Genomic DNA, 24909 nt, shown 5'->3' with positions numbered 1-24909 from the left:
CACACGATCAGGGCATCGGCTTCTTCGAGTCCGCGTCCACCGCGCGCTTGACCGCGGCCACGAACTCGCGCCGCGCAGCGACCAGTTCGTCGGACGTCGCATGCGGCCACGCGCCGACCTGGGCGATCACCAGCTGGCGCGCGGGATCGACGTAGACCATCTGGCCGAAGATGCCGATCGCGGCATAGCTGCCATCTTTATCCGTCCACCACAGATAGCCGTAGCCGCGGTCCGGATCGTCGACGTTTTCCTGGCGGCGTATCGCGCCCGCAAGCCACGTCTTGGCGACCACCGACTTGCCCGCGATGCGACCACCGTCGAGCATGAATTGCCCCAGTCGCGCGTAGTCGCCCAGCGTGGCCGACAGGCCGCTGCCGCCGGTGTCGCCGCCGTCGCATTCGTCCTTGATCCAGTACGCATCGGCGGCCATGCCGTACGGCTTCCAGATAGTTTGCGAGAGGTAGGCGGCCAGCGATCGATGCGTGGCACGCTGCACCAGGATGCCGAGCAGATCGGTTTCGGCGGTGTTGTAGTTGAAGTGCGTGCCAGCGGGCCATTGCCGCGGCTGCCTGCGCAAATACGACAGCACATGCGCCTGGCCATCGACGCAGGCGTGGAGATACATCTGCGCCACGTCCGACTTGGCGTCGGCGTAGTCCTCGTTCCAGTGCACGCCGGAGGTCATCGTCAGCAACTGTTGCACCGTGACGTTGGCATAGGCGCTGTCGCGCAACTCCGGAATGTAGGTGCCCAGCGTGTCATCCATGCTGTGGATGTCACCGCGCTGCAGGGCGATCCCCACCAGGGTGGAGGTGACCGACTTGGCCACCGAAAACGATTCCCAGCGCTGCTCCGGCGCGAAGCCCAGCGCATAACGCTGCAAGCGGACGCGGCCGTGCTGCAGGACCATCACGCCGGCGAGGTGGTGCTGGTCCATATAGCTGGCCAACAACCCCGACGCACCCGTCAGCGGCTTGCCCTGCGGCAGCTCATGCACATGCATGCCATGCGCGGCGCGGTCGCTGGGAAACAGCGTGTACATCTGACGGAACTGCGCCTCGCGCTGCGCCTGCGGCCAGAACAGCACGGCCTCGCGTTGCTGGCCAATGGTCGGCGCGTGCTGCTGGTCGGCTGCCAATGGCAGCGAGATGGTCAGGCAGAGTGCGGTGGTGAGCAGGCGGAGGTAGATCGTTGAAAGCATGTGGGTGCCGGGTCGGAAGGATGCGAGGCCACTATGGTATCGGGCCGGTGCCTGCGGAGCGCGATGCGCACTATTCACGCTCGGACGCAATCTGGCTCGCTAAAGTGCAATCTGGCCGGGAAGCGCGAGACATCTACTATCACGGACCAGCGTCACTGTCCCTTTGCTTCCCACACATCCAATCACAGGAATTAGCATGAGCACCGTTCTGGTAACCGGCGGATCAGGTTTCATCGGCAGCCAAGCCATCCTGCAGTTGCTGGCTGCGGGCCATGAGGTACGTACTACGGTGCGCAGCTTGAAGCGCGAAGGCGACGTGCGCGCGATGCTTAAGGGCGGCGGCGGCGAGGCGGGCGACCAGCTGTCATTTGTGGTCGCCGATCTCGAAAGCGACGACGGCTGGCCGCAAGCCGTTGCCGGCTGCAATTACGTGCTGCACATCGCATCACCGTTTCCTTCCACCCTGCCGAAACACGAGGACGAGTTGATCGTGCCGGCGCGCGAAGGTGCGCTTCGCGTACTGCGCGCCGCGCGCGACGCGGGGGTCAAGCGCGTGGTGCTGACCTCCTCGTTCGCCGCGATCGGCTATGGGCAGAAAGTGCAGCAGGCACCGTTCAACGAAAGCAATTGGACCGATCCCGCCGGCGACGACGTGCAGCCCTACGCGAAATCGAAGACCCTGGCCGAGCGCGCGGCCTGGGATTTCATCGCCCGCGAAGGCGGCACCCTCGAACTTTCCGTGGTCAATCCAGTAGGCGTGTTCGGCCCGGTACTGGGACCGGACTACTCGACCTCGATTCTGCTGGTGCAGCGCCTGATGGACGGCGCCATGCCCGGCTGCCCACAACTCAGCTTCGGTGTCGTCGATGTGCGGGACGTCGCCGACCTGCACATCCGCGCCATGACCCATCCCGCCGCGAAGGGCGAGCGATTCCTCGCCGTGGCCGGCGATTTCCTCTCGATCCGCGACATCGCCCGGATCTTGAAGAACCGCATGGGCGCCGCGGCCAGACGGGTACCCACCCGGCAACTGCCGAACTGGCTGGTGCGCCTCGCCGCGCTGCGCGACCCGGCGGTCAAACAGATCCTTCCCGAACTCGGCAAGCCGAAGAACGCCACCAGCGAAAAGGCTCGACGGGTCCTCGGCTGGGTACCGCGTTCGAGCGAGGAAGCCATTGTCGCCACCGCGGAAAGCCTGTTGCGGCTCGGGCTATTGAAGGAAAGCCCGGTTGCATTAGACGCCAACGGCAAAGAGAACCGAGGCAGTTAAGGGAATCCAGTTACCTCCTTCCGTTTGATTCATACGCACCGCAGGAGAAAACCCCATGCCGGATACGAAGATCGATACCGATGTCCTGATCGTAGGTGCCGGTCCCGTCGGCCTGTTCCTCGCCAACGAATGCGCGCGCCGGAGTCTGCGCTACCGCATCGTCGAAACGCGCGCGGCGCAGTCGGAGCACTCCAAGGCGCTCGCGATTTTTCCACGCACGCTCGAAATCTTTGACATGGCAGGGGTCGTCGCACCCTTTCTCGATGTGGCCAACCGCGCCACGTCGGTTGCTGTCATGGCGCATGAGCGCACCTTGGCGCACATGCCGTTTGCGCCGGAGGACAGTCCCTACCCCTTCATCGCCATGGTTCCCCAGAACGTGACCGAGCGGTTGCTGGTCGAGCAGCTGCAGCGCAACGGCGGCAAGGTCGAGTACGAGACCGCGTTTGTCACCGCGATCCAGCACGATGACTACGTCAGCGTGACGCTGGACCGCAAAGGCCAACACATGGAACTCAATGCGGCGTTTGTCGTCGGTTGCGATGGCGCGCACAGTCCGGTCCGGCATCTGCTGAACCTGTCGTTCGAGGGTGCGGAATACCACGACCTGTTCCTGCTGGCCGATATCGAAACCAACGACACGCTGCCCGCCGACCAGCTCCAGCTATGCCCACATGAACTGGGCCCGGTGGCGATCTTTCCGATGAGCGTCACTCGCCGGCGCATCGTGGCCATGATCCAGAACCCACAAGGCGATGCGCCGTCGCTGGATCTGGTGCGGGAGATACTGAGTCAGCGCGCACCCGCCGGCATCGAGGCGCGCGCCCTGCACTGGAGCAGCTATTTCCATATTCATCATCGGCACGTCGCACAGTTGCGTGAGGGGCGCATGTTCGTTGCCGGCGATGCCGCCCACATCCACAGTCCATTCGGCGGCCAGGGCATGAATACCGGTTTGCAGGACGTCTGGAACCTGGCCTGGAAGCTCGACCTCATCCTGCACGGGCACGGCAACGAGCGTTTGCTCGACAGTTACGGAGCCGAGCGCCTGCCAGTGATCAAGAGCGTCGTCGGCATGACCGATCTATTGACCAAGGCCATGGGAACACCCAGCAAGTTCGCCCAGGCGCTGCGCGACGCCGTGATCCCCATGGTGTCGCGGCTGGCTCCGTTCCAGCATGCGTTCGTGCAGCGTCTTTCCGAACTCGGGATCGCCTATCGCGGCAGCCCGATCGTCGATGGATCGGGTGCGCGCTGGTTCGATGATTCGATCCGCGGCGGCCACGGCATCCTGAGTCGCTTCCTGCTCATGGTCGACAGCGAGGCGGAACTTGCAACCATTGAGACGGCGCGACAACTCGCCGACTCGTTTGCCGAACTCGTCGAACTGCGCTTATCGCGACAGTCCGGTGTATCGCTGATCCGCCCCGATGGTTACATCGCCTGCTCGGGCCAGGGGCGCGGCGATCTCGCTGTCCTCGCCTCGGCCAGCGAGCTGCTGCAACGGCAGACTGCGTAGGCAAAAGCATCCGGCCGGCGATTTTCCTGCGACCATGGTTTATTGGCCCACCGCGGGAAGCATCCCGATCGTGCTCATCCACGTCTCGGCCAGGGCGGGCCAGCGCGTGATCGGATTCGACGTGGGCCTCAGCCCGAACGCATGCCCGCCGTGCGCGTACAGGTGCATCTCAGTCGGCACCTTGGCGTTCTTCAGCGCGATGTAATAGGCCAGCGACTGGTTGACGCCATCCACGTAGTCGTCTTCCGCCTGCACCAGGAACGTCGGCGGCGTCTCGCGTGAGACCGGGACATTGGCATTGAACTTGTCGTCATCGGTCGCGAGATGCCCCGGGTAGATCGGCATGGCGAAATCCGGCCGGGCGCTTTCCGTGTCGGCGGCGTCCACGGGTGCATACAGGTGCCGCGCGAAGTTCGTGCTGATCTCCGCCACCAGAAAGCCGCCCGCCGAAAACCCGAGCACGCCCACCTTGTGCGGATCGATATGCCACTCCGTGGCGTGATGGCGCACCAGCCGCATCGTTCGCTGCGCGTCCTGCAGTGACGGCACCGACAGCTCGCGGTTGTGCGGACGGCAATCGCATTGCCAGACATAAGGGATACTCGGCACGCGATACTTCAACAGCACGCAGGTAATGCCCTTGGTCGTCAGCCAGTCGCAGACGTCGGTGCCCTCAAGATCCATGGCCAGACCCTGGAAGCCGCCACCCGGAAACACCACCACCGCGGTTCCCGTGTTCTTTCCGATCGGGGCGTAGACCGTCATCGTGGGCTGCGACACGTTGTAGACGCCGGTGATGGGTTTGCCGCCGATCAGTTTCTTGCCGGTCGCGGTGTACTCGGCCCCCGGCATGGGCTTGGCATTCGGCGGTGTGCCTGGCCACAGCGATATCTGTGTATGTCCGGCAGCGGGCTGCCAGACCAACGTCTTCGCAGGCGCGCCAGCGCATGCGGCCAGCAGACACAGGGCAATGACCCAAAGCTTCATGACGCTCCTCCGTTCTGGCGCTCGCCAAGGTTGTGCGATCAACGCAGCAAGCAGGCCCTGCATGCTGCACGCCGCATCGGGCCTGCTGCAGCCGCTTCCATGGATTTCTTCGGGCAGGCCGGCGGCAGTCCACGGTTCCCGCACCGGGAACGTGGTGAAGGGGCTTTCAGTGCCGCCGGCGCGCCGACGCGGGGCTGTCGCCGGCGTCGACCGACCACAGTCGACGCAGCTGGCGTGCCGAGCCCAGACCGGCGCGTTCCGCCGCGCGTTCCACGCTGTCGCCGCTGGCCAGTGCCTGGCGGGCAAGCGCCAGTCGCAGCCGCCCGTGGTAGCGGTTGATCGACATGCCGCTGGCCTCGCGAAAGTGGCGGGTAAGGCTGCGCACGCTCATGTGCCCGATGTCGGCCAGACGCGCCAGCGGCCAGTCCTGATCGGGCGCCTTTGCCAGCGCATCCTGCACGCGATGGATGGCCATGCTCATGTGGTTGCGTCCCTCCAGCCATGGGGACAGCGCCGGATCGCCGGACGCACGCCGCATATAGACGGCCATCTCGCGCGCGACGGCGGCGGCCAGCCATGGCGAACCGAGTGCGGCGATCAGGTGCAAGGCCAGGTCGATGCCCGCCGTGATGCCGGCGCTGGTGCACACCTCGCCGTCCTCGACGAACACGCGGCTGTCCAGTACCTCGGCGCTGGGCACCAGTCGGCGCAGCGTGTCGAGCAGGCTGTGGTGGGTGGTGCAGCGCCGGCCATCCAGCAAGCCGGCGGCGCCGGCCAGCAGTGCGCCGGAGCAAACACAGGCCAGCGACCGGCCGTTGCCGCCATGCTGCCGCAGCCATTCGACCAGGGACTTGCTGGCGGGCGACGACAACACCGCCTCGCCGCTGCCGGTGGCGCCGCAAACCACGATCAGCGTGTGCTCGCCCAGCTGAGCCGGCAGCGGTTCGATGCCGGCGAGGCCCACGCCCAGCGCGGTCGAGGCGGCCTCGCCGCGCTGTATGGGCGCCACCATCCGCAGGCGCACCGGCAGCCCCATCGACGCGGCGATCCGGAAAGCATCGGCTGCGCCGGCGAGATCCAGCAGGATCAGCGCCGGCGGCAGCACGAAGCACACCTCAGTGATCGGCGAGGACGTCATCGACGGTGCAAATGCGGGCAAAGCGGCCATCCAGAACCAGTTCGGTACGCTGCTTGATGTCCTGCGCATCGTAGCGAGTTCCGCTGCCGGCGTGGATCATCGGAAACGTCAGCGTCGCCTCGGTCACGTAGTCGACGGAGAAGCCCAGATCCGAAGCCACGCGCGCCGTGGTCTCGCAACACTGTTCCGAGCGGATGCCGCTGACGATGACCCGGTCGATGCCGCGCTCGCGCAACCAGGTCTGCAGGCCGGTATCGGTGAAGGCGTTGTGGACGTGCTTGTGGAACACCACGTCGTGCGCCTCCGGCACCCACGCCATCGGCCGCACCAGGCCGGACGCCGCGCTGAAATGCGCGTCGTTGTCTTCGTGCAGGATCCGCACGATCGGCCAGCCGCGCGCTGCCGCCGCATCGAGCAGCTTCAACAGGTTTTCGCGAAAAGCGGGTACATCGTCCTCGCGCCAGTACGGCGCATGCAGGAACGACTGCTGGACATCGATGACCAGTACGGCTGGCAGCTTGGACATGGGGCAACTCCATCGGCAAGGGAGTCACCACTTTAGGCACGGCGCGCACGGCCAACGAGCACCGTGGCGGACCACGAGCGGACGGATCCGGCCAGCCGCCGGCAAGCACGGCGCGCTCGCCCTGAACCCGTGAACTTGAGCTTCGCCGAATGAACTCGGCCGCATCCCGGACATGCCGCTCGCCGTGCATAGATGGCATCGCGCGGCACGGCATACGTTTCCCGGGAGCGCATCGGACTCGCTACAGCACACCCTGCCCGCCGCCTTCGGTCAGCAGGCCGGCAACGAATTCGCCGAAGGCCGCCACCTTCGGTGGCATCTGCCGACGACCGCTGGCGATCAGCGTGATCGGCGGTCCGTCCGCTTCGAAGTCCGCAAGCACCCGCTGCAAGCGATGGTCGGCCAGCAGCGCGCGTGCCGTCGACGCGTCGACCTGGACCATCCCCACACCAGCGACCGCCGCGTCCAGCAGCGGGTCCAGCGAATCCATGAGCACGTTGCCACGGACCGCAACGTGGGCCGTCCGGCCATCGCGAACGAACTGCCATGGCACCGGCGTCCGCTCGCCGACCGGCATGAAGCCGAGGCAGTTGTGACGGAGCAGATCCTCCGGCGTGCGCGGTTCGCCGGCGCGCTCGAGATAGGCCGGCGCGGCGCAGGTGATCCAGCGCACCGTGCCCAGTCGGCGCGCGACCAGCGAGGAATCCGGCAGCTCGCCGATGCGGATCGCGCAGTCCCAGTCGCGGCCGATCAGGTCGTCGGAACGGTTCTCCATCGACAGCTCAAGCGTGATCTGCGGGTACCGGCGCAGGAAGGCCGGCAGCTGCGGCGCAATGATCCGCCGGCCCAGCACCACCGGCACGTCCGCTCGCAGCACGCCGCGAAGCGCCTTGCCGCGCGGCGCCAGCAGGGTTTCCATGTGCCGGATGTCGCCGAGCACTTGCCGGCAGTGCTCGACATAGATCGCGCCGGCCTCGGTCAGCTTCAGCGAGCGGGTGTTGCGGTCGAGCAGGCGCACGCCGAGCGCCTGCTCGAGTTGCCGCACATGGGTGGTCACCGTGGCGGCGGACACGCCCAGCTCGGCGGCCGCGCGGCTGAAACTCTTCAGCGTTACCACGCGCACGAAGTACAGCATGCTCTGGAGACGGTCCATGGATTCTTCAGCGGCACCAAAGAGTGATTTCAGCAACGCCAGAATAAGCAGGCGGCCGCCGCGGATAAAGTGTCACGGCTGCCGTTCCTCCCGCTGGCTCTCGCCCATCCCCTGCCCCGGAACCCCCACTCATGCGACGACTCTTCATGGCCCTGGCCGGCCTCCTTTTCATCAGCGCAGCGGCCGCCGCCGCGCAGCCACAGGCGGTGTTCAAGCTGGAAAGCTATCGCAAGACCGTCGCCCTGCATGCCACGGTCCATGGCCACGACGGCTTGTTTCTGCTGGATACGGCCGGTGGAATCACCTTGCTGTCGCCGGCCTTTGCCGCCAAGGCCGGTTGCAAGCCGTGGGGACGCCTGAGCGGTTTCCAGATGATGGGGCAGCGGCTGGATGCGCCCCGCTGCGACAGCATCGACTTCACGCTGGGCGACCAGGTATTCCGCGCGCCGGTGACGGCGGTGCTCGACGTTGCGCCGCTGGTGGCCAAGGATGCGGCACCGGTGGCCGGCTCCATCGCGCTCGACCTTTTCGCCGGCAAGACCATCACCGTGGATATTCCGGGCCGACGCCTGATCATCGAATCGCCAGCGAGCCTGCAGGCGCGCATCGCCCACGCCCGCGAGCTGCCCGTGCTGCGGTCGCGCGAGATGCAGGGCCGCGCGCTGGCCGCTTCCGTGGGCGTGGCCACGTCCAGGGGCATGCTGTGGTTCGAGTTGGATACCGGCAACGGTGGAACCCTGCTGGTATCCCAGCCCTACGCGACGCTTCTCGGCCTCGACCCGACGGCCAAGGGTCCGCAACAGGCCAGCTTCGCTGTCGCTGCCGGACTGCGCGCACAGGGCATGGCATTTACCCCCGACATGATCCTCGACGGCAACCTGGGCATGCCGTTCCTGCACGACAAGGTGATTACGCTGGACCTGCAGGCAGGACGCCTGTGGATCGCCCAGGGCCAGCCCCGAGGGTGACCCGACCCTGACGGAAAAGGCGAGGAAGATCCCTGGACGCAGCGCGTGCTGGCCAAAGGGCGACGGCAGGCGGGCGCACCGACCGGGTACCGAAGTTACCCGCCCTGGATTTGACTTCCTGCGGCCCCGAGGTTTTCCAGTTGCCATAACTGCGTGCCGACTCATTACAATTCCGCCTTCTTTCGTGGAAGGTCGACCGCATGAATAGTCGTTCACGCCTTGCTCTGGTGAGCCGCATGCTCATCCTGCTGCTCCTCGCGCCAGTCGCCGCCATCGCCCAGGCCGTGACCGGCGTGGGATTCCAGGCGATCGCGATTCACGACCCGGTCAACGGCGGCACGACGCCCGGCTACGTGTTCTACCCATCCGCGCAACCCTCGAAGGTCACCTGGCGCGGGCCTTACGAATTGCATGCCACGCCCGACGCACCGCCCATCGCCGGCGCCAAGCCGCTGGTGGTGATCTCGCACGGGCATGGCGGGTCGGACCTGGGCCATCACGATCTCGCGGCCTACCTGGCGAGCCACGGCTTTGTGGTGGCGACGCTGGAACACCCCAAGGACAATTTCCACGACATGAGCGGCGTCGGAACTGCCGCCGTGCTGGCCGGCCGGCCGATCCAGGTAAAGGCCGCGGTCAGCGAACTGTTGAACGATCCGCACTGGAAGACGCTGATCGATCCGAACCGGATCGGTGTCACCGGTTTTTCCGCTGGCGGCTACGCCGCGCTGATGGTTGTCGGTGCGGTACCGCGTTTCGATCTCTACGTCGGCTACTGCGCACGACATCCCAAAGACCCGGACTGCGCGATGCTGCAGAAGCTCCAGTCCCAGGGGACCGCGACAGCGGCCCTCGCCGCACTGCAGGCAAGCGTCGACCAGTGGGGCAAGCCCGCTGACCCGCGCGTGAAAGCCGCCTTCGTCATGGCGCCGCTGAGCCTGGTGTTCGACAAGGCCGGTCTTGCCCACGTCAACCGGCCGGTTTATCTCTATTACGGTCAGGACGATCAGGTGCTGCTGCCGCAGGAAAACGTTCTGCACATCGCACCGCTGATCAGGACGCTCGCCGGCACCAAGATGATTCCCAAGGCGGGGCATTACGTGTTTCTCGCGCCATGCTCGCCGCAACTCGGCAAGGACGCAGCGGACCTTTGCAAGGACCCGCCTGGCGTCGATCGCGTCGCGGCGCACCAGCGCATCAACGCCAGCGCACTGGCGTTCTTCCGCAAGACGCTGGGCGCCGCTGCACACTGAGCCTTCGTGCTCGTCGACCGTCGTCGAGGTCGCAAGAAAAGCGCACGGCGGCGGAAGCAGGCACTCGGCCCCGTCTGATGAAGCAGGTTGGTGTGGAGTGTGATAGTACGACGCCACAGCACTGACGTTGTTTCAGCCAGGCGATGATCTCGGCCAGACGATGGCGTCGTCGAGAAATAACGATCGAAAGGAGCACTTAAGACCATGCCGTTCGACATCAGCCTTTCCTACCCACAATGGCAAGGATCGGGGCGGCACGAGAACCTTCCGCGCGGTGCAGCAGCGGCGGCTGCGGTCTGCGGGCAGTACGCCCCGCTGATCCGGGTACCGCTGGATGACAACCATGTGGATGATGCTAACGGCGTCCACCGGTGGGAAGCGATCTTTGCGCAGTTCCGCAGCGCGCAGGATATTCTCGCGCACTCCGGTGCCGGGCGCGTCCTGACCGCCGGCGGCGATTGCGCCGTGGATGTCGCGGTGATCGGCTATCTGAACGGCATACATCCTGACCTCCACGTGATCTGGATCGATGCGCATCTCGATGCCAACACGCCTGAGACGTCCCCCAGTGGCAACTTCCATGGCATGCCGGTAAGCGCGATCCTGGGGCGTGCCGCGGAGCCGATGCGGCCCTTCCTGGGCACGCCGGTTGATCCGGCACGCTTTCACTATTTCGGCATCCGTGTCGGCGATGATGGCGACTGGGCGTTGCAGCGCGAACTGGATCTGAAACTGCTGGATCCCCAAGCAACCATCGACGGGCCGGTGCACATTCATTTTGACCTGGACGTGCTCGATCCGCGCGAATTTCCTTACCTCGCATATCCCGACGGCAGTCTAGGGATCGAAGATGCGATCGCGTTGGTCGGCCGCATCGCGCGCGAAGCCGACGTAGTCGGACTTACGATCACCGAATTTGCTCCGTCCGATGAAAATGAGGCCCGCAAAGGCAGCCAGGTGATTGCGCGGCTCTGCGAGGCAGCGATCGATCCGGGAAGCGCGGACCAGCCTCGCGCAACGATGGACGTTTCGTAGCCACAAAAAAATCGACTCGCATTCTTGATGCAGGCGCCCAGGCCATCATTGAGCCAGGTAGAAATCCATGGGGATAAGCTCGACGGCCCATCCGCCTTCTTCGCCCAGCGTGGCGGCCGGGTGCATGGATGCGATGCGCAGCGCCTCGTCACGACTGTCCGCCTCGATAATGAACAGGCCGCCCACCACTTCCTTCGACTCGGCGTAAGGCCCATCGCTGACGTGCGTCTTGCCGCTGCGCGGGCGAAGCGTCCTCCAGCTGTCCAGGTCGCCAAGCGACGCGGAAACCAGAACCTTGCCGGTAGCGCGCATCTTCTCGTCCAATGCCGGGCATTGGCTCACCAATGCCTTGACATCGTCTGGCGCCATCGCGGCGAATTTTTCGGGAGTGAAGTAGGCCAGGCCGAGGTATTTCATGGGAGATCCTTTGGGTGGTGATGTATTGACGACGAAGCTGATGATCGGAAATCGACAATGCTCCGGGAGAGTTTGTAGCGGGGTCTCGGCCAGCCTGTCCGCTTTGGGTCGGCCTCTGCCCGCCGCAGCTTGCACGGCCGTCATCGGACCCGCACGGGCCGACGACGGCCAGATATAGCTAGTCCGTCCGACGAGCAGGTCTTGTTCAACTCGTAACGTGCTCGACGGTTTCGAGCAGTGTCGCCGATGGTGGCCGTGGTGGCGACGTCGATGCCGAGTGCAACTGCATCCCAGAGCGGGGATAAACTTCGAATCCTCGATCCTGTCGACATCCAACCGCAGCCGCACCCAATTCACCACCTATTCGAGATGCCAACGCATGCTTACGCCACCATTGTCATCTGGAGCGGAGCGGACTGACGAATCGGCCATCCATATCGGCGTGCTCGTTCCGCTCACCCGGCCTGGCTGGGTCGAGGCGGGCCGACACTTGCTCGCCGGAGTCGAGCTGGCCGTTCGCGACGTCAATGACGCCGGCGGGATCGTCGGAAGACCACTCGAACTGATCGTTCGAGACACCGCGGCTGATCCGCAGAGAGCCACGGCGGCCGTGGATGAATTGGCTGGCCTGGGCGTGGCGGCCCTGGTGGGGGAGTACCACAGCGTCGTCGCTCGCGCCGCGGCGGCCAGGGCCGACGCTCTCGGCCTGCCGTTCCTCTGCGCGTCAGCGGTTCTCGACGCGCTCACCGAACAGCCGACGGAATGGGTCGCGCGCCTGGCGCCGCCGCAGTCTCGCGGCTGGCAGCTCTACGCGGACTTCCTCCTCGGCGCAGGCCACCGTCGAATCCTCTTGGCAGCTCAGGCCAGTGTCTACTGGGCCGCTGGCGCCCGCATTCTGCGGGACCACCTCGCGCCACGCGGCGGCACGGTCATCGAACTCGACATGGGAGTGCTCGACCCGACGGCGGCGTGCGACCAACTCGTCGAGCATCGCGCGACGGCTCTTCTTCTTTTGGTCGGCTTCCCGGAGCCGGCGGTGTCGATCGTCAAATCCGTGCGTCACGACCCGCGCCTCGCCGGGATCCTGATAGGTGCTCCAGCCGGGCAACCGGAGTTCGCCGAATGGACGGCATTGCTGGGTGACGACGGCGCTGCGATCCCGTTCTTGCGCTACCTGCCCGGGCGCCTCAGCCCACTCGGTGTGCGCGTCGAAACGGCCCTGTGCGAGCGCCTGGCCCAAGCGCCTTCCTTTGTCGCCTTCGAGGGATACGACACCATCGCCGTCCTTGCCGAGGTGCTGCGTTCGCATGGCGCGGACCGGGCGCGCATGGCTGAAGCCTGGCCCCGCGTTGCAGTCGAAGGTACCCGCGGGCAGATCCAGTTCACCCGCACACCAGGTATCAGCGTTTGGCAATGGGCTTGGGCGCCAATCCAGGTCGTCGATCGGGATCCGGCGCAACCCGATCGCTTTCGGATTCTTCACGCCGGCTGAGCGCACACGGAGGTTGGTACGACCAGTATTTTGCCGCCACTCCTGGAAAAATGGACTCCCCGAAAGCGGACGCTTGCGAGCGGCGCACATAGGTGGCGAAAGCGGTCTTTCGCAAATAAAACCGCATTGTTTGAAACCCGCGTCGCGCGTCACCCGACTCAACGACGACCACAAACGTTTCAACCCAGGTGCCGGCAAAAACCGGCTGTTGCGCAGCAGGCCCGCCGAGACCAGCGACACCAGCATGCCGACCGGAAAGATCTCCGCGAACGTCATCGGCAGGCGGTACATCGGGTTCGCGTACTTCACCTTGAACGTCTCCATGTCGGCGCTCAGCTTCGCCAGCGCCTCGGCGCTCGCGCCCTTCGCCCTCGGGCTCGCGATGATCGCGTGCGCCTGGGAGCTGGCGAAATCCATGTGTGTCATCGCCTGCGCCTTCGGGCTGCGTCGAAGGCGGTCGGCACCGGCGCGGCGAATATCCGTACGCCAGGACGATGCCGGGTACCAGGAAACCGGCCGCCACTGCACGTGCCCTTCATGGCGAGCGCCGCACGCTGCCCTCCCACCGCACCAGCGCGGAAGTAGCGTGTCGCGCCGGATCGGGTGCGCGGTTGCCTGCCGACGTGCCCGATGCTCGCGGAGCCGGCGGCCCTCGCTGAAAATGCGGCGGTCGCATCCACCCAGCCAGATGCTCTCGCCCACAACCTGGCGCTTTCCCCGCACTCACGGAAACCCATGATCGCGAAACTGTTCAGCCTGCTTGCCGCGGCCATCATCGACCTGATCACGCGCAGCGGCTACCTGGGCATCGTGCTGCTGATGGGCGTCGAGAGCGCCTGCATTCCGTTGCCGTCGGAAGTAATCATGCCGTTCTCCGGCTATCTCGTTTTCAAGGGCACCCTGGTGCTGTGGATCGTGGTGCTGGCCGGAGCCATCGGCTGCGTGCTCGGCTCGCTGCTGGCCTACGCGGTCGGCGCGTGGGGCGGCCGCAGGCTGGTGGAGCGCTACGGCAAGTACGTGCTGGTTTCGCGCAGCGATCTGGATCTGGCCGACCGCTGGTTTCGCGAACATGGCGGCATCATCATTTTCGCGGGGCGGTTGCTGCCGGTGGTGCGCACTTTCATCGCCTTTCCCGCCGGCGTGGCACGCATGCCGATCTGGCGGTTCTGCCTCTACACCTTCCTGGGCTCGCTCATCTGGTGCGCGCTGCTGGCCTGGATCGGGGTGAAGCTGGGGCAGCACTGGGACACCCTGGGCGGCTGGTTCCACCGCTTCGATGCGGTCATCCTCGCCGCCCTTCTGATCGCCTTCGGCTTGTATGTGTGGCGGCACGTGCGGCATCTGCGCGACGAGTGATCCGCTGCTCGCCGAAGCATGGCGTCGGGCAATGATTCGGACGCCATGCAGGATTCACGATGCCCATCAATGGTCTCTGCGGCTCACTGAGGATACGTGAGCCTGCTGGCATCTTTTCCCTCATGTCCGTCAGCGGGTTGCTGGCGGCTGGGTCGGAAAGTCTCAATGATGCCCCTGCCGCCGTCCAGCGCGAGAAAATGACCCCGAGCCTCTTCGCCTGATCACGTCACCAACTCATGACATGGTCCAGGGTGGGAGAAGTCCAGTCGGTGTTTGCTCTGGATGTATCGCTCGACGCACGTCGGTCTGCCAGGTCGTCAGACCACTGCGCCCCTGCTTTGGACCACCGGTGAGGGAGGCAGACGAATGAAAGTCCGTACTGGGCGGGATTTCCCGATTGTCTGCGTGGGCGGATCGGCCGGCGGTCTCGACGCCTATATCCGGTTGCTGAAACACCTGCCAAACGACATGGGCGTCGCGGTCGTCATCGTCAACCATGCGAGAAAGTTCGCCTCTCGGCTTCACGAGATCCTTCCGGGTTTCACCACGATGCCCGTGGAACTCATCGTCGATAGCCTGCGGATTGAACCCAATCGGGTTTACATCATTCCTGCGCAGCGAGACCTGCACGTGCTTCACGGCGACTTTCGGCTCGAACCGATCTCGAAGCCGCGGGGATGGCCCGATGTCATCACCGTGTTCCTGCGCTCCCTGGCGGAACACTGGGACGGCAAGCTGATTGCCGTGATCGTCTCCGGCTACGACGGAGACGGCGCCGAGGCGCTTCGCGCCATCAAGGAAGTCGGCGGCACCACGATCGCACAGCGTCTCGACACGGCACGGCAGCCCGACATGCCGGAAAGCGCCATCGCCAGTGGCTTCGTCGATTTCGTACTCTCTCCCGAGGATATCGCCAAGGCCATCGTGCAAATTGCACATGCCGAACGGTAGCCGGAAGGCGGAATCCGCTTGGCGAAGGAACGCGTTCCGGTGGAAATACGAAGAGATCATGCGTCGATGGTCATGCTGTCCGCCGCAAGCGCACGATCATGGCGCCCACTTTTCCAGAGGCACAGCAGCATGGATTACCTCGGACTTGTTCAGTGGCCGGCCATGGTCGTTACGGTGATTGCGGCCTGGTACGTTTCGTCACGGACGAAAACACGCCGCGGCGTGGGCTTCTGGTGTTTCCTGGCGAGCAATGTGCTCTGGATCATCTGGGGCTGGCACACCGATGCTTACGCACTGATCGTGCTGCAGCTATGTCTGGCGGCGATGAATATCCGCGGGGCAAAGAAGAACGAGGCGGTGTAACCGGCTCAAAAGAAAGCCCCGCGATGCGGGGCTTTTTGCAACCTGCTGTCGGAGGCGACCCGCGATCAGTTCACCGTCGGCTCGGTCGGCGTGATCGGCGTCGAGGGAGTGCGCGGGCCGCGGGCAAAGCGGTTGGCGAGCATCTTGCGAAGGTCGTCCACGCCCTGCCCCTTGCCGGTGACCTTGAGCACCGCGTAACCCTCCAGCGCTCTTGGTCATCAGGTCACTGCCCACCGCCATCTGCGTGTCGTCGCCGCGCTGGCTCAACTTGGACAGCCGCGCCAGGCGCGGGCGCAGCGCATCCATCGTGGCCAGATCGCGACGGTAGACCGGCAGGTCGAGGTGGCGCCAATTTGGCGAGCTTCGCATCAAACACGGCGTCCGTCTTGCGGCAGAACGCTTCGAATTTGTCCGCCAGCTTGATGAGGGAAAATGAACCTGCTCCCCCTTTTTGCGGACCCCTTTTTGCCGTCAACCGAACCTCACGCCACCTTCTTGTGAACAGGCGGCACCTTCGATCGAGTAGAAGGAGTCTGACGTGGGACATCACCGGGCGTGCCGTCAAAGCGGGCGCGTGCGGCATGGATGTCGCCATAGCAACGGTCCGCCCACTCGATGAGGCCCGCCATCGGGTCCAGCAGCGATTGGCCCAGCGGGGCCAGACGATATTCAACACTCGGCGGCTTGGTCGGAAAGACATGGCGGGTGATCAGTCCATCGCGCTCCAGATCGCGCAAGGTCTGGGTGAGCATGCGTTTGGAAATGTCATGGACAGCGCGGTGAAGCTCACTGAAGCGGTGCGGTCGCATCGCGAGAGCCATGATCATGAGCATGCTCCATTTGTCGCCGATACGGTCGAGCACGTCGCGCACCGGGCAGTGCACGGATTGGGACTCGCCCAACGGATATCGGCTGAATCTTTCGATGGCACTCGATGCGTTGCTCATGCGGAATTCCTCGAGATCTGCTGGTTACAAAAAACTGCCTCCTTACGGCACGCGGAGGCGGTCTCTATAGTAGACCTACCCCAGGCCTGTTAGTTGGCCTCTACATACAGAAACCCCACAGATCAGGAGAACGCTCATGTTTTTAGTCATGGGAATTACGGGAAAAGTTGGCGGCGCCACGGCAAAACATCTGTTGGCGCAAGGCAGAGAAGTACGCGCGCTCGTCCGTAATCGTGAAAAGGCAGCGAAGTGGGCCGACCAGGGCGTGCAACTGGTAGACGGCGACTGGAATGATTCGGCAGCCATTGAGCTGGCGCTTAAAGATGTCGAAGGCGCGTTTGTCATGTTGCCGGCGGTATGGGCGCCTTCGCCTGACTACAAAGAAGCGAAGGCCGTGATTGCGAACTATGTTGGTGCGCTTGCCCAGGCAGCACCGCCGCGGGTGGTGGCACTCTCGTCGATGGGTGCAAACAGAACCAGCGGGCTGGGAATGATCACCGCCCTGTCGCTTCTGGAGCAGGCATTTCGCGACCTGACCTTGCCGGTCGCCTATGTGCGCGCCGGCGGATTTTTCGAAAACTTCCTCTACGGCCTGCATGTTGCCCAGGGTGGCACGCTCCCCGTCTACAACAACCCGACAGATCGGAAATCGACCATGGTCGCGACCCACGACATCGGCGCCGAAGTTGCATCGCTTCTGACCGGGCCCGCATGGTCGGGGCATCGGGTCATCGAGCTCGGTTCGATGGTCAGCGCGGATGAAGTAGCCACGCAATTGGGTGAAGTCCTGAAGGTCGACGTCAAAGCGTTTGCCGTCCCGCGGGCCGGGTGGCCGGCGGCGTTCGAGCAGCTCGGCATTCCGACGGGCCAGACCGGACCGGCCGAAGCGATGTATGACGCCGTCAACTCAGGCTGGATGGACCTCGGAGTCGCGGGTACACAGCACGTCCCCGGCACGACCTCCGCCCACGATGTCTTCGCGGCGGCCCTGAAGGCCGCGACGGCTTAGGCCCGCGGATCAGCGATGGGATACGAGTTTCGGAATCGACTCCGGAGATCGCATCCCATCACGATTCCGGTTTGGGTAGTCACACCGTCCCTCGGTAGAAAACTCATCATTCAAGGTCAGACCCATGTCCAAAATCTCCTGGCGCCAAATCTTGCCCTTCGCACTTGTCGCTTTCTTCGTCGTGGGCTCACTCAGCAATATCATCGCCCCGGGATCCATCTACCAGGAATACCTGAAGTGGGGGTACCCGCACTGGTTCCATTTCGTGACCGGATCGCTGGAACTCACCGCTGCCATTCTGCTTTCCCGGGCGCCGAGTCGCCTGTTGGGCGCGGCACTCGGCTGCACCGTCATGCTTGCCGCCCTCGCGACCGTCATCATCCACGGCGAATACAGGCACGCTGTGCCACCACTCGTCGCGGCGATATTGTCACTTGTGGTTGGCTGGATAAGCTGGCGCAAGCGGCTCACCGTCTCGGCGTGACTGACAGCACCGCGACAGGGAAGCTGCGCTGGCCGCGAGACATTGAGCTCTGCGGATTTCTATGGAACTGTCGTGCAGCAGGACACATCTCCCACCAGTTCATGCTGGATGAGGCCGCGCAACATCACTCCCGATCAGGCACCAGGGCCAGTCGATAGCCGAGCGCCTTCGCCACCCTCATGGTGTTTGGCAAGGCTGGGGTTGCCTTCACCCGACAACGCCTTGTACAGACCGGCCCGGGTCATACCGGCAGCTTCGGCCAGCTGGCTCATGTTGCGTGCGCGCGCCACCGCGCCGAAGGCTTTCAGCATGAACACGGGGTCGTTGGGCGCTTCCTCCGCGCACGCCTCAAGATAAGCGGCGATGTCCGCCTCGGTCTTGAGGTAGTCGGCACTGTCGTAACGGGAAAAGGTCTCGCGCACGCCTTTCATGATCCACGCTCCCACTCGTCTGCAACGCGCTGGGCTGTCTTGATGTCGATACGCTGGGTACGCTTGTCGCCACCAGCCAGCACCACCACGAGCACCGCATCGCGCTGCATGTAGACACCCGGTAACCGGATCCGTAATCGATTCGCAACTCGCTGACTCCGCCGCCTACCGGCTTGACGTCGCCAAAGTTTCCGTCGGCGATGCGGTCGAGCCGCGCCGCGATCCGCGCCCTGGCGCGAACATCGCGCAAGCTGCCGAACTAGGCATCGAACGTCGCGGATTTGACCAGTTCAAACACAGGCGAAGTGTAAACTGTGGTTGTCACTCAATCGAGCCATCGTGGATGGTCGCGAACTCAACTCATGAAGTGCGGGAAGAGAGAATCTCGCTACGGCTACTGCCCCCGGCAATACGCCATGATCGAATCCAAGACTCGACGCTTCGCCAACGCGCGAGCTGCCACCAACCGACGTGCGGTCAGGTGGACCCGCATTAAGTGAACCTGGCGCCCCTCCTTAACTTCCTCCGTCCCGGTTTTCGGTGTCGCAAGTTGACGGGGCGACCCACCGGACTTCCCCCGCTCCGTTTTTGGAGTTCGGATTCATTCCCGTCTATCACTCGAAAGAGGGAGTACCAACATCGGGTCGAGACTTACGCTGACGCCATTCCGGAGGTCGGCATGGCGCAAACCCGCCGCCACCGGAAAGCAAAGGCCTGTTGGTAATGCTCCAGCCGGCCAGAGACTCTCGCCGGCCCGAGCCAAGGCGCGCAGAGGTTTTCACCCAGATCCAGAACTGGAGAACACTCATGAACAAGCAACGCAAGGCAACTATCGTATTCGCGCACGGCATCTGGGCGGATGGCTCGTGCTTCGGCAAGGTGATTCCGGCATTGCAGGCGGACGGGCACGAAGTGATCGCGGCCCAGTACGGCCTGGATTCGTTCGCCGAGGACGTGGCCGCGTTGAAGCGCACTCTCAACCGTGTCGGCAGCCCCGTTCTCTTGGTGGGTCACTCGTACGGCGGCGCCACCATCACAGCGGCGGGAAACGACGAGCGCGTGGTTGGACTGGTCTTCATTGCGGCCGTTGCCCCGGATGTTGGCGAGACAGTGCAGAACCAGCTCGACAAGTATCCGACAGATGTATTCAGCCGCGTCGAGATAGCCGATGGGCGTGCCTGGATGCTGCCGAACGGCGTTGAATTCTTCGCCGGCGACTTGCCCGAAGATGAGAAGAAGCTCGTCTGGGCAACGCATTACGCCCCTGTTGCCGACCTGTTCCAGCAGCAGAAGCTCGATGCCATCGCGTGGAAGTCAAAGCCGAACTGGTACATCGTGGCCAAGAACGACCATACCGTGCATCCGGATCTTCAGCGCTTCCTGGCGAAGCGCATGGGGGCGACGATGATCGAGCTGGAAAGCAGCCACGTCCCCATGCTCTCCCAACCCGAGGTCGTCATCGACTTCATTCGAAAAGCAGCCGCTGCCGTCATGGTGAAAAGCGCCGCCTGATGCCATGAACCGCGCCTGGTCGGGGAGACCGGAACAAACAAGGTCTCCCCGGCTCAGCAGGCTGATGGCTCGGATGATTCATATCGTGACAACCCATCGCCGGATATCCTGCAGTCGTCCTCCGGCTAATCAGGGAAGCGCCAGAAAACCACGCTGCATGGCAATTTGAACCGCGTGCGTTCGATCGTTTGCACTGAGCTTGCTCAATACGTTCTTGACGTGGCTTTTCACTGTTTCTTCGGTAATGGACAGGCGGCATCCCACCATCTTGTTCGAATTTCCGGCAGCGATGAGGCGCAGTATCTCTATTTCCCTTTCGGTCAAATCATCCGCGTCATAATGCTGCGCGAGGCTGCCGGCAACCTCGGGGGGTACGCAGCGCAGGCCTTGCTGAACGTATCTGATGGTTCTGACCAGTTCAGTGCGAAGCGTACTCTTGAGGAGATACCCTGAAGCTCCAGCCGATATGGCGCGCTTGGCACGCACGTCCCCGGCGTAGGTGGTCAAGACGATGACGCGGGCTGTCGGGCACTCCCGCCGTATGGCTTCAAGGGCTTCAAGTCCGCTCATTCCCGGCATCTGCAAATCCATCAGGGTCACATCGGGACCGAGTCTGCGAAACTGTTCCAAAGCCTCCGGTCCATTCGAAGCACCGCCAACAAGCTCCATGTCGCTTTGAAACTGCAGCGCGAAAGAGATTCCATCGTGGACCACCGGATGGTCATCGACGCAAAGAATGCGGATTTTGTCGTTGCTGGCCATTGGCGTGAAATGGATGGCTGGAGCATCCCGGGTGCAATGCGTGACCACCATGATACGCCGCCGCAAAACCCACCGACACGGCCAATCCTGCCTGGCAGGCGGGACTTTCGGGTGTATGCGGCACCTTCGTCCATGGGCATCGATGCTTGCCGTCATCGTCGTTTTGCTCGTCGCGGGCAGAGCATCCGGCTTCAGTGTCCCGGGGCCTGATCCAGCCAGACCCATCAGGCAGATGCGGCATGATTCGTGGAATGAGTCGTCGGGGCTCAGCGGCAGTGTGTACTCCCTCGCGCAGACCACGGACGGATTTCTCTGGATCGGCACGTCGACGGGCCTTTACCGCTTCGACGGCATGAAGTTCGAGCCCTACCTGGAGTTCAATGAAGACCAGCCCGTCAGCGAAGTGAGCGCGCTTCTGCCGACTGGCGATGGAGGTCTCTGGATAGGCTATCGGGACGGCGTCGCCTTCCTGAAGCAGGATGTCGCCACGGTGTACACCGCGCCACAGGGCTTGCCTTATGGCCGTGTCACCAGTCTCGCGCAAACCGGGGACGGCGCCATCTGGGCCGCGGTGACGCTGTCAGGTGGCGAAAAGGCCGGCGCTGTCCAGGCCTCCGTGACTGGTCTCGCCCGTCTCTCTCATGGCCGCTGGGAAAAGATCGGACCGGCCTGGAACTACCCTGAAAAATCGGCGGGACGCGTCATCGTCGATGGCGCGGGCACGCTCTGGGTAACCGGTGGGGAATCCGTCCATTTTCTGCCCCGGGGCACACGGACCTTCCAGGAGACCGGCCTCAAGGTCAGTACATGGACACAAGTCTGCGCCGGACCGGACGGCTCGATCTGGCTGGCCGATCCCGTCGCTCACACGATCCTCCATTTCCCCGTATCGCTGCTGCACGATCATGTCACCGTCTCCGGCGAACCGCTGCAAGGCATCTATGCGATCCGCTTCGACCATGCTCGATCCTTCTGGATGGCCACGGACCGCGGTGTGTTCCGCGTCGGTCCGGGCTTGATCGGCGCAGTCCCGACCGTCACGACCGATGACATCGAAAAGGATTCGTTTCGCGCCGCCGACGGCCTTTCCAGCGCGGAGACCAATGCCCTCCTGCAAGATCGGGAGGGCAACATCTGGGTGGGCACCACCAACGGACTGGATCGATTCAGCGAGCGCAGTGCCACCCGGATCAACCTGGGCCACACGCCGTCGGATCTGATCACCGGTCCACGCTCCGAAGTCTGGGCAAGCCAGTTCGGTGCCTCCCCGTTGCTGATCCCGCTGCACGATGCCAAGCCCTACCCTCTTAGTGTCTGGTTCACTCGCAGCTTCTACATGGATCGCAGGGGCACGCTGTGGGCGGCGATGCAATCCGATGCAAGCTGGCAGAGTCGCGCGCTCTGGAAAGACGACAAGGGAGACCTGACCAGGGTGACGTCTCCACCGGGCGTCAACGGACCCCTCATCGACGGGATCGTTGGCGATGCCCATGGACGCTTGTGGCTGACCATAAGCGGCTACGGCGAATACACACTCGACGATGAAGGCCGATGGGAGAAGATCCCGGTCTTCTCCGGAAACGAGGCAACCATCGCTCCGGATGCACAATTCCTGGACGCAAGCGGACGCGCGTGGCTCGAGTACTACACCCACCATGCCGTCGTCATGGTCGATGGCACCAGACGAACCTTCTTCACTCCCGGTCACGGGCTTGAACTGGGACGTCCCCTTGCCGGTGGGGCATCCGGGTCACAGGTATGGATCTCGGGAACGGATGGACTCGGCTTTTTTGATGGAAAGGAATTCCAAATCGTCCGGGCTGCGGATGGTTCGACCTTTGCCAATGCTAGCGTCGTCATACCGACACAGCGCGATGGTCTGTGGCTAAAAGGGCCATCGGGAGTCACGCAGATTCCAGCGCACGAACTGGCCGCGCGTTATCGCGATCATGCCCACTCTGTCCGCTATCGAAGGTTTGATGGCTCAACCGACTTTGTCACGCCGCTGGCGCCGTCACGACGATCCGCATCCGACACGGGTGCGGTGGTCAGCGGTGACGGCAAGCTATGGTTCGCTGTCCACGATGGCGTCGCCATGATCGACCCCGCCCATCTCGCAAGGAATGAAATCCCCCCTCCCGTCTTCATCCGGAACCTGACGGCGAACGGCCGATCCCTTTCGGCCTACCACGACGTGACGCTCCCCCAGTCCACCACCGCAGTGTCGCTGGGATACACCGCGCTCAGCCTCACCCTGTCCGACCGGAATCGCTTCCGTTACCAGCTGTTGGGCATGGACAAGGGCTGGACGGACGCCGGTACTCGCCGGCAGGCCTTCTACACCAACCTCAAGCCAGGGACCTATACATTCAAGGTCATCGCGGCGAACAACGATGGCGTCTGGAATGAAACAGGAGCGGCGATAACCTTCCGAATTCCCCCCACGTTCTTCCAGACGATCTGGTTTCAAATCCTGCTTGCGGTCGTTTTTGCCGCACTGCTCTGGTTCCTTTTCCTGATACGCCTGCATCAACACCGGAAGCGGATCGAGACCGGCCTCAGGGAACGCGTCATGGAACGTGAGCGGATCGCAAGGGAGCTTCACGACACCTTGCTGCAGGGATTCGAAATGCTGGTGCTGCGATTTCAGGTCATCACTGACAACATGGCCCCCGACAATCCCTCCAGGGTTTTTCTGGAAGACAGCTTGTCGCGGTCCGAGCAGACCCTGAAGGAAGGGCGGGAAAGGGTAAGCGCCCTACGTACGGAAGCTGAGTCCGGCGAGGATCTGGTGGAGGACCTGCGAAAGTTTGGCGAGAACCTCGCCCAGGAAAGCACGACGACGTTCCAGCTTCGGGTGGAGGGAACGCCTACGACCCTCCGATCGATCGTGCATGAGGAAGTGCGCATGATTGCCCGTGAGGCCATGGCAAACGCGTTCCACCATGCCGAGGCCACGAGCATCGATTGCCGGATCATTTTCACCCGACGCCATTTCATGTTTGTCTGCGCCGACGATGGATGCGGCATTGCCAAAGCGGTATCGGGAAGCGGAAACATCCGCAACCACTGGGGCCTTGTGGGCATGCAGGAGCGAGCGCGCAAAATCGGCGCCATCCTCCACATGGGGTCCGGCGAACACCGCGGCACAAGCATCGAGCTCAAGCTGCGTGCAGACATGGCCTATGCCAAAAGGATGCAATCGCTCTTTTTCCGACGCATGAAACCCGAGCCGCCCGAGTAGGTGTTATGCGTTTCTGACATCGTTTTTGACTCTCTTCACAAAAAAGCCCCGCGATGCGGGGCTTTCCTGCGACGTGCTGCCGGGATCAGCCAGCGATCAGGCCACCGCAGGTTCGGCCGGGGTGACTGGCGTCGACGGGGTGCGTGGGCCGCGGGCGAAGCGGGTGGCGAGCATCTTGCGCAGGTCGTCCACGCCCTGCCCCTTGCCGGTGACCTTGAGCACGGCGTAACCCTCCGGCGCAGTGCTCATCAGGTCGCTGCCCAGCGCCATCTGGGTGTCGTCGCCGCGCTGGCTCAACTTGGACAGCCGCGCCAGGCGCGGACGCAGCGCATCCATCGTGGCCAGATCGCCACGGTAGGCTGGCAGGTCGAGGTGGCGCCAATTTGGCGAGCTTCGCATCAAACACGGCGTCCGTCTTGCGGCAGAACGCTTCGAATTTGTCCGCCAGCTTGATGAGGGAAAATGAACCTGCGCCCCCTTTTTGCGGACCCCTTTTTGCCGTCAACCGAGCCTCACGCCACCTTCTTGTGAACAGGCGGCACCTCCGATCGAGCAGAAGAAGCCTGACGTGGGGCGTCATCGGGCGTGCCGTCAAAGCGGGCGCGTGCGGCATGGATATCGCCATAGCAACGGTCCGCCCAATCGATGAGGCTCGCCATCGGGTCACCGGGCGCTTGCTGCGCAACAGCCAGCGCGCCGTGTCGGCATAAATCTGCTCGCGCTCACGATGCGCGAGCCACGTCCATCAACGTCAATCGTCGACCCGCCACCAGCGCCTCGATCGAGCGCAGCAGTACGCGCGAACGCGCGTCATGCATGGGTTCCAGTGAACGGGCAAGACACTTCTGCAATACTCGGCTGGCGCGCATGGTCAGCGGTCCTCGTATGGTT

26 protein-coding genes and 1 pseudogene are annotated in these 24909 nt (G+C 63.7%); 13 read left to right on the top strand and 14 right to left on the bottom strand.

The genetic code is table 11. The features are described from left to right. Window positions 1–7: 7 nt before the first annotated feature. Complete coding sequence (locus EAH75_RS03005) at window positions 8–1201, bottom strand: serine hydrolase domain-containing protein (protein ID WP_140804177.1); 1194 nt, start codon at window positions 1199–1201, stop codon at window positions 8–10. A 196-nt stretch (window positions 1202–1397) separates the two neighbouring features. Between EAH75_RS03005 and EAH75_RS03000 the strand changes: the two genes are divergently transcribed. After that, window positions 1398–2471, top strand: a complete 1074-nt coding sequence (locus EAH75_RS03000) for an SDR family oxidoreductase (protein WP_140804174.1) — start codon at window positions 1398–1400, stop codon at window positions 2469–2471. A gap of 55 nt (window positions 2472–2526) precedes the next feature. Next, entirely contained in the window at window positions 2527–3990 is a 1464-nt protein-coding gene (locus EAH75_RS02995; protein ID WP_140804172.1) for an FAD-dependent oxidoreductase, read from the top strand. A 39-nt stretch (window positions 3991–4029) separates the two neighbouring features. Here EAH75_RS02995 and EAH75_RS02990 read toward each other — a convergent pair whose 3' ends face one another. The 4 genes from EAH75_RS02990 to EAH75_RS02975 all read right to left on the bottom strand — a co-directional run bounded on the left by EAH75_RS02990 (window position 4030) and on the right by EAH75_RS02975 (window position 7794). Beyond that, window positions 4030–4977, bottom strand: coding sequence for an alpha/beta hydrolase (locus EAH75_RS02990; RefSeq protein ID WP_140654031.1), 948 nt, complete (start codon window positions 4975–4977; stop codon window positions 4030–4032). Window positions 4978–5143: 166 nt separating this feature from the next. Then, window positions 5144–6145: a GlxA family transcriptional regulator gene (locus tag EAH75_RS02985; RefSeq protein WP_240046297.1), complete on the bottom strand. Its 1002-nt coding sequence runs from the start codon at window positions 6143–6145 to the stop codon at window positions 5144–5146. Further along, window positions 6093–6641, bottom strand: a complete 549-nt coding sequence (locus tag EAH75_RS02980; RefSeq protein ID WP_140654029.1) for a cysteine hydrolase family protein — start codon at window positions 6639–6641, stop codon at window positions 6093–6095. The genes EAH75_RS02985 and EAH75_RS02980 overlap by 53 nt, the downstream gene beginning before the upstream one ends. Before the next feature lie 241 nt (window positions 6642–6882). Beyond that, entirely contained in the window at window positions 6883–7794 is a 912-nt protein-coding gene (locus EAH75_RS02975) for a LysR family transcriptional regulator (RefSeq protein ID WP_140654027.1), read from the bottom strand. A 131-nt stretch (window positions 7795–7925) separates the two neighbouring features. Between EAH75_RS02975 and EAH75_RS02970 the strand changes: the two genes are divergently transcribed. From EAH75_RS02970 to EAH75_RS02960, 3 genes are all read left to right on the top strand, one after another. Beyond that, the gene (locus EAH75_RS02970; RefSeq protein ID WP_140654025.1) at window positions 7926–8762 is read left to right on the top strand and encodes a hypothetical protein; all 837 of its coding nucleotides are present in this window, start codon (window positions 7926–7928) and stop codon (window positions 8760–8762) included. Between the two features lie 200 nt (window positions 8763–8962). Continuing rightward, window positions 8963–10015, top strand: a complete 1053-nt coding sequence (locus tag EAH75_RS02965) for an alpha/beta hydrolase family protein (protein ID WP_140804170.1) — start codon at window positions 8963–8965, stop codon at window positions 10013–10015. Window positions 10016–10219: 204 nt separating this feature from the next. Next, window positions 10220–11050, top strand: coding sequence for an arginase family protein (locus EAH75_RS02960; protein ID WP_140804168.1), 831 nt, complete (start codon window positions 10220–10222; stop codon window positions 11048–11050). 45 nt (window positions 11051–11095) lie between these two features. Here the strand turns inward: EAH75_RS02960 and EAH75_RS02955 are convergent, their stop codons facing one another. Beyond that, the gene (locus EAH75_RS02955) at window positions 11096–11467 is read right to left on the bottom strand and encodes a YciI family protein (RefSeq protein ID WP_140654018.1); all 372 of its coding nucleotides are present in this window, start codon (window positions 11465–11467) and stop codon (window positions 11096–11098) included. 379 nt (window positions 11468–11846) lie between these two features. Between EAH75_RS02955 and EAH75_RS20125 the strand changes: the two genes are divergently transcribed. The 4 genes from EAH75_RS20125 (at window position 11847) to EAH75_RS02935 (ending at window position 15629) form a co-directional block, all read left to right on the top strand. Further along, entirely contained in the window at window positions 11847–12959 is a 1113-nt protein-coding gene (locus EAH75_RS20125) for an ABC transporter substrate-binding protein (RefSeq protein ID WP_140805007.1), read from the top strand. 735 nt (window positions 12960–13694) lie between these two features. Then, window positions 13695–14315, top strand: coding sequence for a DedA family protein (locus EAH75_RS02945; RefSeq protein ID WP_140804166.1), 621 nt, complete (start codon window positions 13695–13697; stop codon window positions 14313–14315). A 366-nt stretch (window positions 14316–14681) separates the two neighbouring features. Continuing rightward, window positions 14682–15266 carry a chemotaxis protein CheB gene (locus EAH75_RS02940; RefSeq protein ID WP_140804164.1) on the top strand — a complete coding sequence of 195 codons (585 nt, stop codon included), beginning with the start codon at window positions 14682–14684 and terminating at the stop codon, window positions 15264–15266. A 129-nt stretch (window positions 15267–15395) separates the two neighbouring features. Beyond that, entirely contained in the window at window positions 15396–15629 is a 234-nt protein-coding gene (locus EAH75_RS02935) for a hypothetical protein (protein WP_140804161.1), read from the top strand. 65 nt (window positions 15630–15694) lie between these two features. Here EAH75_RS02935 and EAH75_RS20015 read toward each other — a convergent pair whose 3' ends face one another. Both EAH75_RS20015 and EAH75_RS02925 read right to left on the bottom strand, forming a co-directional pair. Beyond that, complete coding sequence (locus tag EAH75_RS20015; RefSeq protein WP_277752525.1) at window positions 15695–15820, bottom strand: hypothetical protein; 126 nt, start codon at window positions 15818–15820, stop codon at window positions 15695–15697. A 291-nt stretch (window positions 15821–16111) separates the two neighbouring features. Then, on the bottom strand, window positions 16112–16576 hold the full coding sequence (locus EAH75_RS02925) for a winged helix-turn-helix transcriptional regulator (protein ID WP_140804158.1): 465 nt from the start codon (window positions 16574–16576) through the stop codon (window positions 16112–16114). Between the two features lie 136 nt (window positions 16577–16712). Between EAH75_RS02925 and EAH75_RS02920 the strand changes: the two genes are divergently transcribed. Together EAH75_RS02920 and EAH75_RS02915 are read left to right on the top strand one after the other, a co-directional pair. Next, window positions 16713–17585 (top strand): NmrA family NAD(P)-binding protein, encoded by an 873-nt coding sequence (locus EAH75_RS02920; protein WP_140804155.1) that lies wholly within the window; start codon window positions 16713–16715, stop codon window positions 17583–17585. 124 nt (window positions 17586–17709) lie between these two features. Next, the gene (locus EAH75_RS02915) at window positions 17710–18069 is read left to right on the top strand and encodes a DoxX family protein (RefSeq protein WP_140804152.1); all 360 of its coding nucleotides are present in this window, start codon (window positions 17710–17712) and stop codon (window positions 18067–18069) included. 134 nt (window positions 18070–18203) lie between these two features. Here the strand turns inward: EAH75_RS02915 and EAH75_RS02910 are convergent, their stop codons facing one another. Both EAH75_RS02910 and EAH75_RS20120 read right to left on the bottom strand, forming a co-directional pair. Beyond that, window positions 18204–18500, bottom strand: a complete 297-nt coding sequence (locus EAH75_RS02910; RefSeq protein WP_170212692.1) for an addiction module antidote protein — start codon at window positions 18498–18500, stop codon at window positions 18204–18206. Then, window positions 18497–18610 (bottom strand): addiction module killer protein, encoded by a 114-nt coding sequence (locus EAH75_RS20120; RefSeq protein WP_428993487.1) that lies wholly within the window; start codon window positions 18608–18610, stop codon window positions 18497–18499. The genes EAH75_RS02910 and EAH75_RS20120 overlap by 4 nt, the downstream gene beginning before the upstream one ends. A 697-nt stretch (window positions 18611–19307) precedes the next feature. On the opposite strand from EAH75_RS20120, the gene EAH75_RS02900 reads away from it, so the two are divergent. Then, window positions 19308–20012 carry an alpha/beta fold hydrolase gene (locus tag EAH75_RS02900; RefSeq protein WP_140804150.1) on the top strand — a complete coding sequence of 235 codons (705 nt, stop codon included), beginning with the start codon at window positions 19308–19310 and terminating at the stop codon, window positions 20010–20012. Window positions 20013–20141: 129 nt separating this feature from the next. Here the strand turns inward: EAH75_RS02900 and EAH75_RS02895 are convergent, their stop codons facing one another. Continuing rightward, a complete protein-coding gene (locus EAH75_RS02895; RefSeq protein ID WP_140804148.1) occupies window positions 20142–20774 on the bottom strand; it encodes a response regulator in 633 nt (210 codons plus the stop codon). A 142-nt stretch (window positions 20775–20916) separates the two neighbouring features. On the opposite strand from EAH75_RS02895, the gene EAH75_RS02890 reads away from it, so the two are divergent. After that, a complete protein-coding gene (locus EAH75_RS02890; protein WP_161596268.1) occupies window positions 20917–24018 on the top strand; it encodes a sensor histidine kinase in 3102 nt (1033 codons plus the stop codon). Between the two features lie 96 nt (window positions 24019–24114). On the opposite strand, the gene EAH75_RS02885 is transcribed toward EAH75_RS02890, so the two are convergent. The 3 genes and pseudogenes from EAH75_RS02885 to EAH75_RS19585 all read right to left on the bottom strand — a co-directional run. Continuing rightward, on the bottom strand, window positions 24115–24417 hold the full coding sequence (locus EAH75_RS02885; protein WP_140804143.1) for a hypothetical protein: 303 nt from the start codon (window positions 24415–24417) through the stop codon (window positions 24115–24117). Window positions 24418–24530: 113 nt separating this feature from the next. Beyond that, the gene (locus tag EAH75_RS19590; RefSeq protein WP_161596267.1) at window positions 24531–24677 is read right to left on the bottom strand and encodes a hypothetical protein; all 147 of its coding nucleotides are present in this window, start codon (window positions 24675–24677) and stop codon (window positions 24531–24533) included. A gap of 69 nt (window positions 24678–24746) precedes the next feature. Then, window positions 24747–24887, bottom strand: a pseudogene (locus tag EAH75_RS19585) (IS4 family transposase); the annotation flags it as partial. Between the last annotated feature and the right edge of the window lie 22 nt (window positions 24888–24909).

The sequence above is a fragment of the Rhodanobacter glycinis genome, from assembly GCF_006438785.1.
Taxonomy (GTDB): Bacteria; Pseudomonadota; Gammaproteobacteria; order Xanthomonadales; family Rhodanobacteraceae; genus Rhodanobacter; species Rhodanobacter glycinis_A.
This window is presented reverse-complemented; position numbering and strand designations above follow the sequence as displayed.

Bases quoted from the DNA above. Each gene is read 5' to 3' on its own strand.
- EAH75_RS03005 (WP_140804177.1), bottom strand. From the start codon at position 1,201: ATGCTTTCAACGATCTACCTCCGCCTGCTCACCACCGCACTCTGCCTG.
- EAH75_RS03000 (WP_140804174.1), top strand. From the start codon at position 1,398: ATGAGCACCGTTCTGGTAACCGGCGGATCAGGTTTCATCGGCAGCCAA.
- EAH75_RS02995 (WP_140804172.1), top strand. From the start codon at position 2,527: ATGCCGGATACGAAGATCGATACCGATGTCCTGATCGTAGGTGCCGGT.
- EAH75_RS02990 (WP_140654031.1), bottom strand. From the start codon at position 4,977: ATGAAGCTTTGGGTCATTGCCCTGTGTCTGCTGGCCGCATGCGCTGGC.
- EAH75_RS02985 (WP_240046297.1), bottom strand. From the start codon at position 6,145: ATGGCCGCTTTGCCCGCATTTGCACCGTCGATGACGTCCTCGCCGATC.
- EAH75_RS02980 (WP_140654029.1), bottom strand. From the start codon at position 6,641: ATGTCCAAGCTGCCAGCCGTACTGGTCATCGATGTCCAGCAGTCGTTC.
- EAH75_RS02975 (WP_140654027.1), bottom strand. From the start codon at position 7,794: ATGGACCGTCTCCAGAGCATGCTGTACTTCGTGCGCGTGGTAACGCTG.
- EAH75_RS02970 (WP_140654025.1), top strand. From the start codon at position 7,926: ATGCGACGACTCTTCATGGCCCTGGCCGGCCTCCTTTTCATCAGCGCA.
- EAH75_RS02965 (WP_140804170.1), top strand. From the start codon at position 8,963: ATGAATAGTCGTTCACGCCTTGCTCTGGTGAGCCGCATGCTCATCCTG.
- EAH75_RS02960 (WP_140804168.1), top strand. From the start codon at position 10,220: ATGCCGTTCGACATCAGCCTTTCCTACCCACAATGGCAAGGATCGGGG.
- EAH75_RS02955 (WP_140654018.1), bottom strand. From the start codon at position 11,467: ATGAAATACCTCGGCCTGGCCTACTTCACTCCCGAAAAATTCGCCGCG.
- EAH75_RS20125 (WP_140805007.1), top strand. From the start codon at position 11,847: ATGCTTACGCCACCATTGTCATCTGGAGCGGAGCGGACTGACGAATCG.
- EAH75_RS02945 (WP_140804166.1), top strand. From the start codon at position 13,695: ATGATCGCGAAACTGTTCAGCCTGCTTGCCGCGGCCATCATCGACCTG.
- EAH75_RS02940 (WP_140804164.1), top strand. From the start codon at position 14,682: ATGAAAGTCCGTACTGGGCGGGATTTCCCGATTGTCTGCGTGGGCGGA.
- EAH75_RS02935 (WP_140804161.1), top strand. From the start codon at position 15,396: ATGGATTACCTCGGACTTGTTCAGTGGCCGGCCATGGTCGTTACGGTG.
- EAH75_RS02925 (WP_140804158.1), bottom strand. From the start codon at position 16,576: ATGAGCAACGCATCGAGTGCCATCGAAAGATTCAGCCGATATCCGTTG.
- EAH75_RS02920 (WP_140804155.1), top strand. From the start codon at position 16,713: ATGTTTTTAGTCATGGGAATTACGGGAAAAGTTGGCGGCGCCACGGCA.
- EAH75_RS02915 (WP_140804152.1), top strand. From the start codon at position 17,710: ATGTCCAAAATCTCCTGGCGCCAAATCTTGCCCTTCGCACTTGTCGCT.
- EAH75_RS02910 (WP_170212692.1), bottom strand. From the start codon at position 18,500: ATGAAAGGCGTGCGCGAGACCTTTTCCCGTTACGACAGTGCCGACTAC.
- EAH75_RS20120 (WP_428993487.1), bottom strand. From the start codon at position 18,610: ATGCAGCGCGATGCGGTGCTCGTGGTGGTGCTGGCTGGTGGCGACAAG.
- EAH75_RS02900 (WP_140804150.1), top strand. From the start codon at position 19,308: ATGAACAAGCAACGCAAGGCAACTATCGTATTCGCGCACGGCATCTGG.
- EAH75_RS02895 (WP_140804148.1), bottom strand. From the start codon at position 20,774: ATGGCCAGCAACGACAAAATCCGCATTCTTTGCGTCGATGACCATCCG.
- EAH75_RS02890 (WP_161596268.1), top strand. From the start codon at position 20,917: ATGCTTGCCGTCATCGTCGTTTTGCTCGTCGCGGGCAGAGCATCCGGC.
- EAH75_RS02885 (WP_140804143.1), bottom strand. From the start codon at position 24,417: ATGCGAAGCTCGCCAAATTGGCGCCACCTCGACCTGCCAGCCTACCGT.
- EAH75_RS19590 (WP_161596267.1), bottom strand. From the start codon at position 24,677: ATGGCGAGCCTCATCGATTGGGCGGACCGTTGCTATGGCGATATCCAT.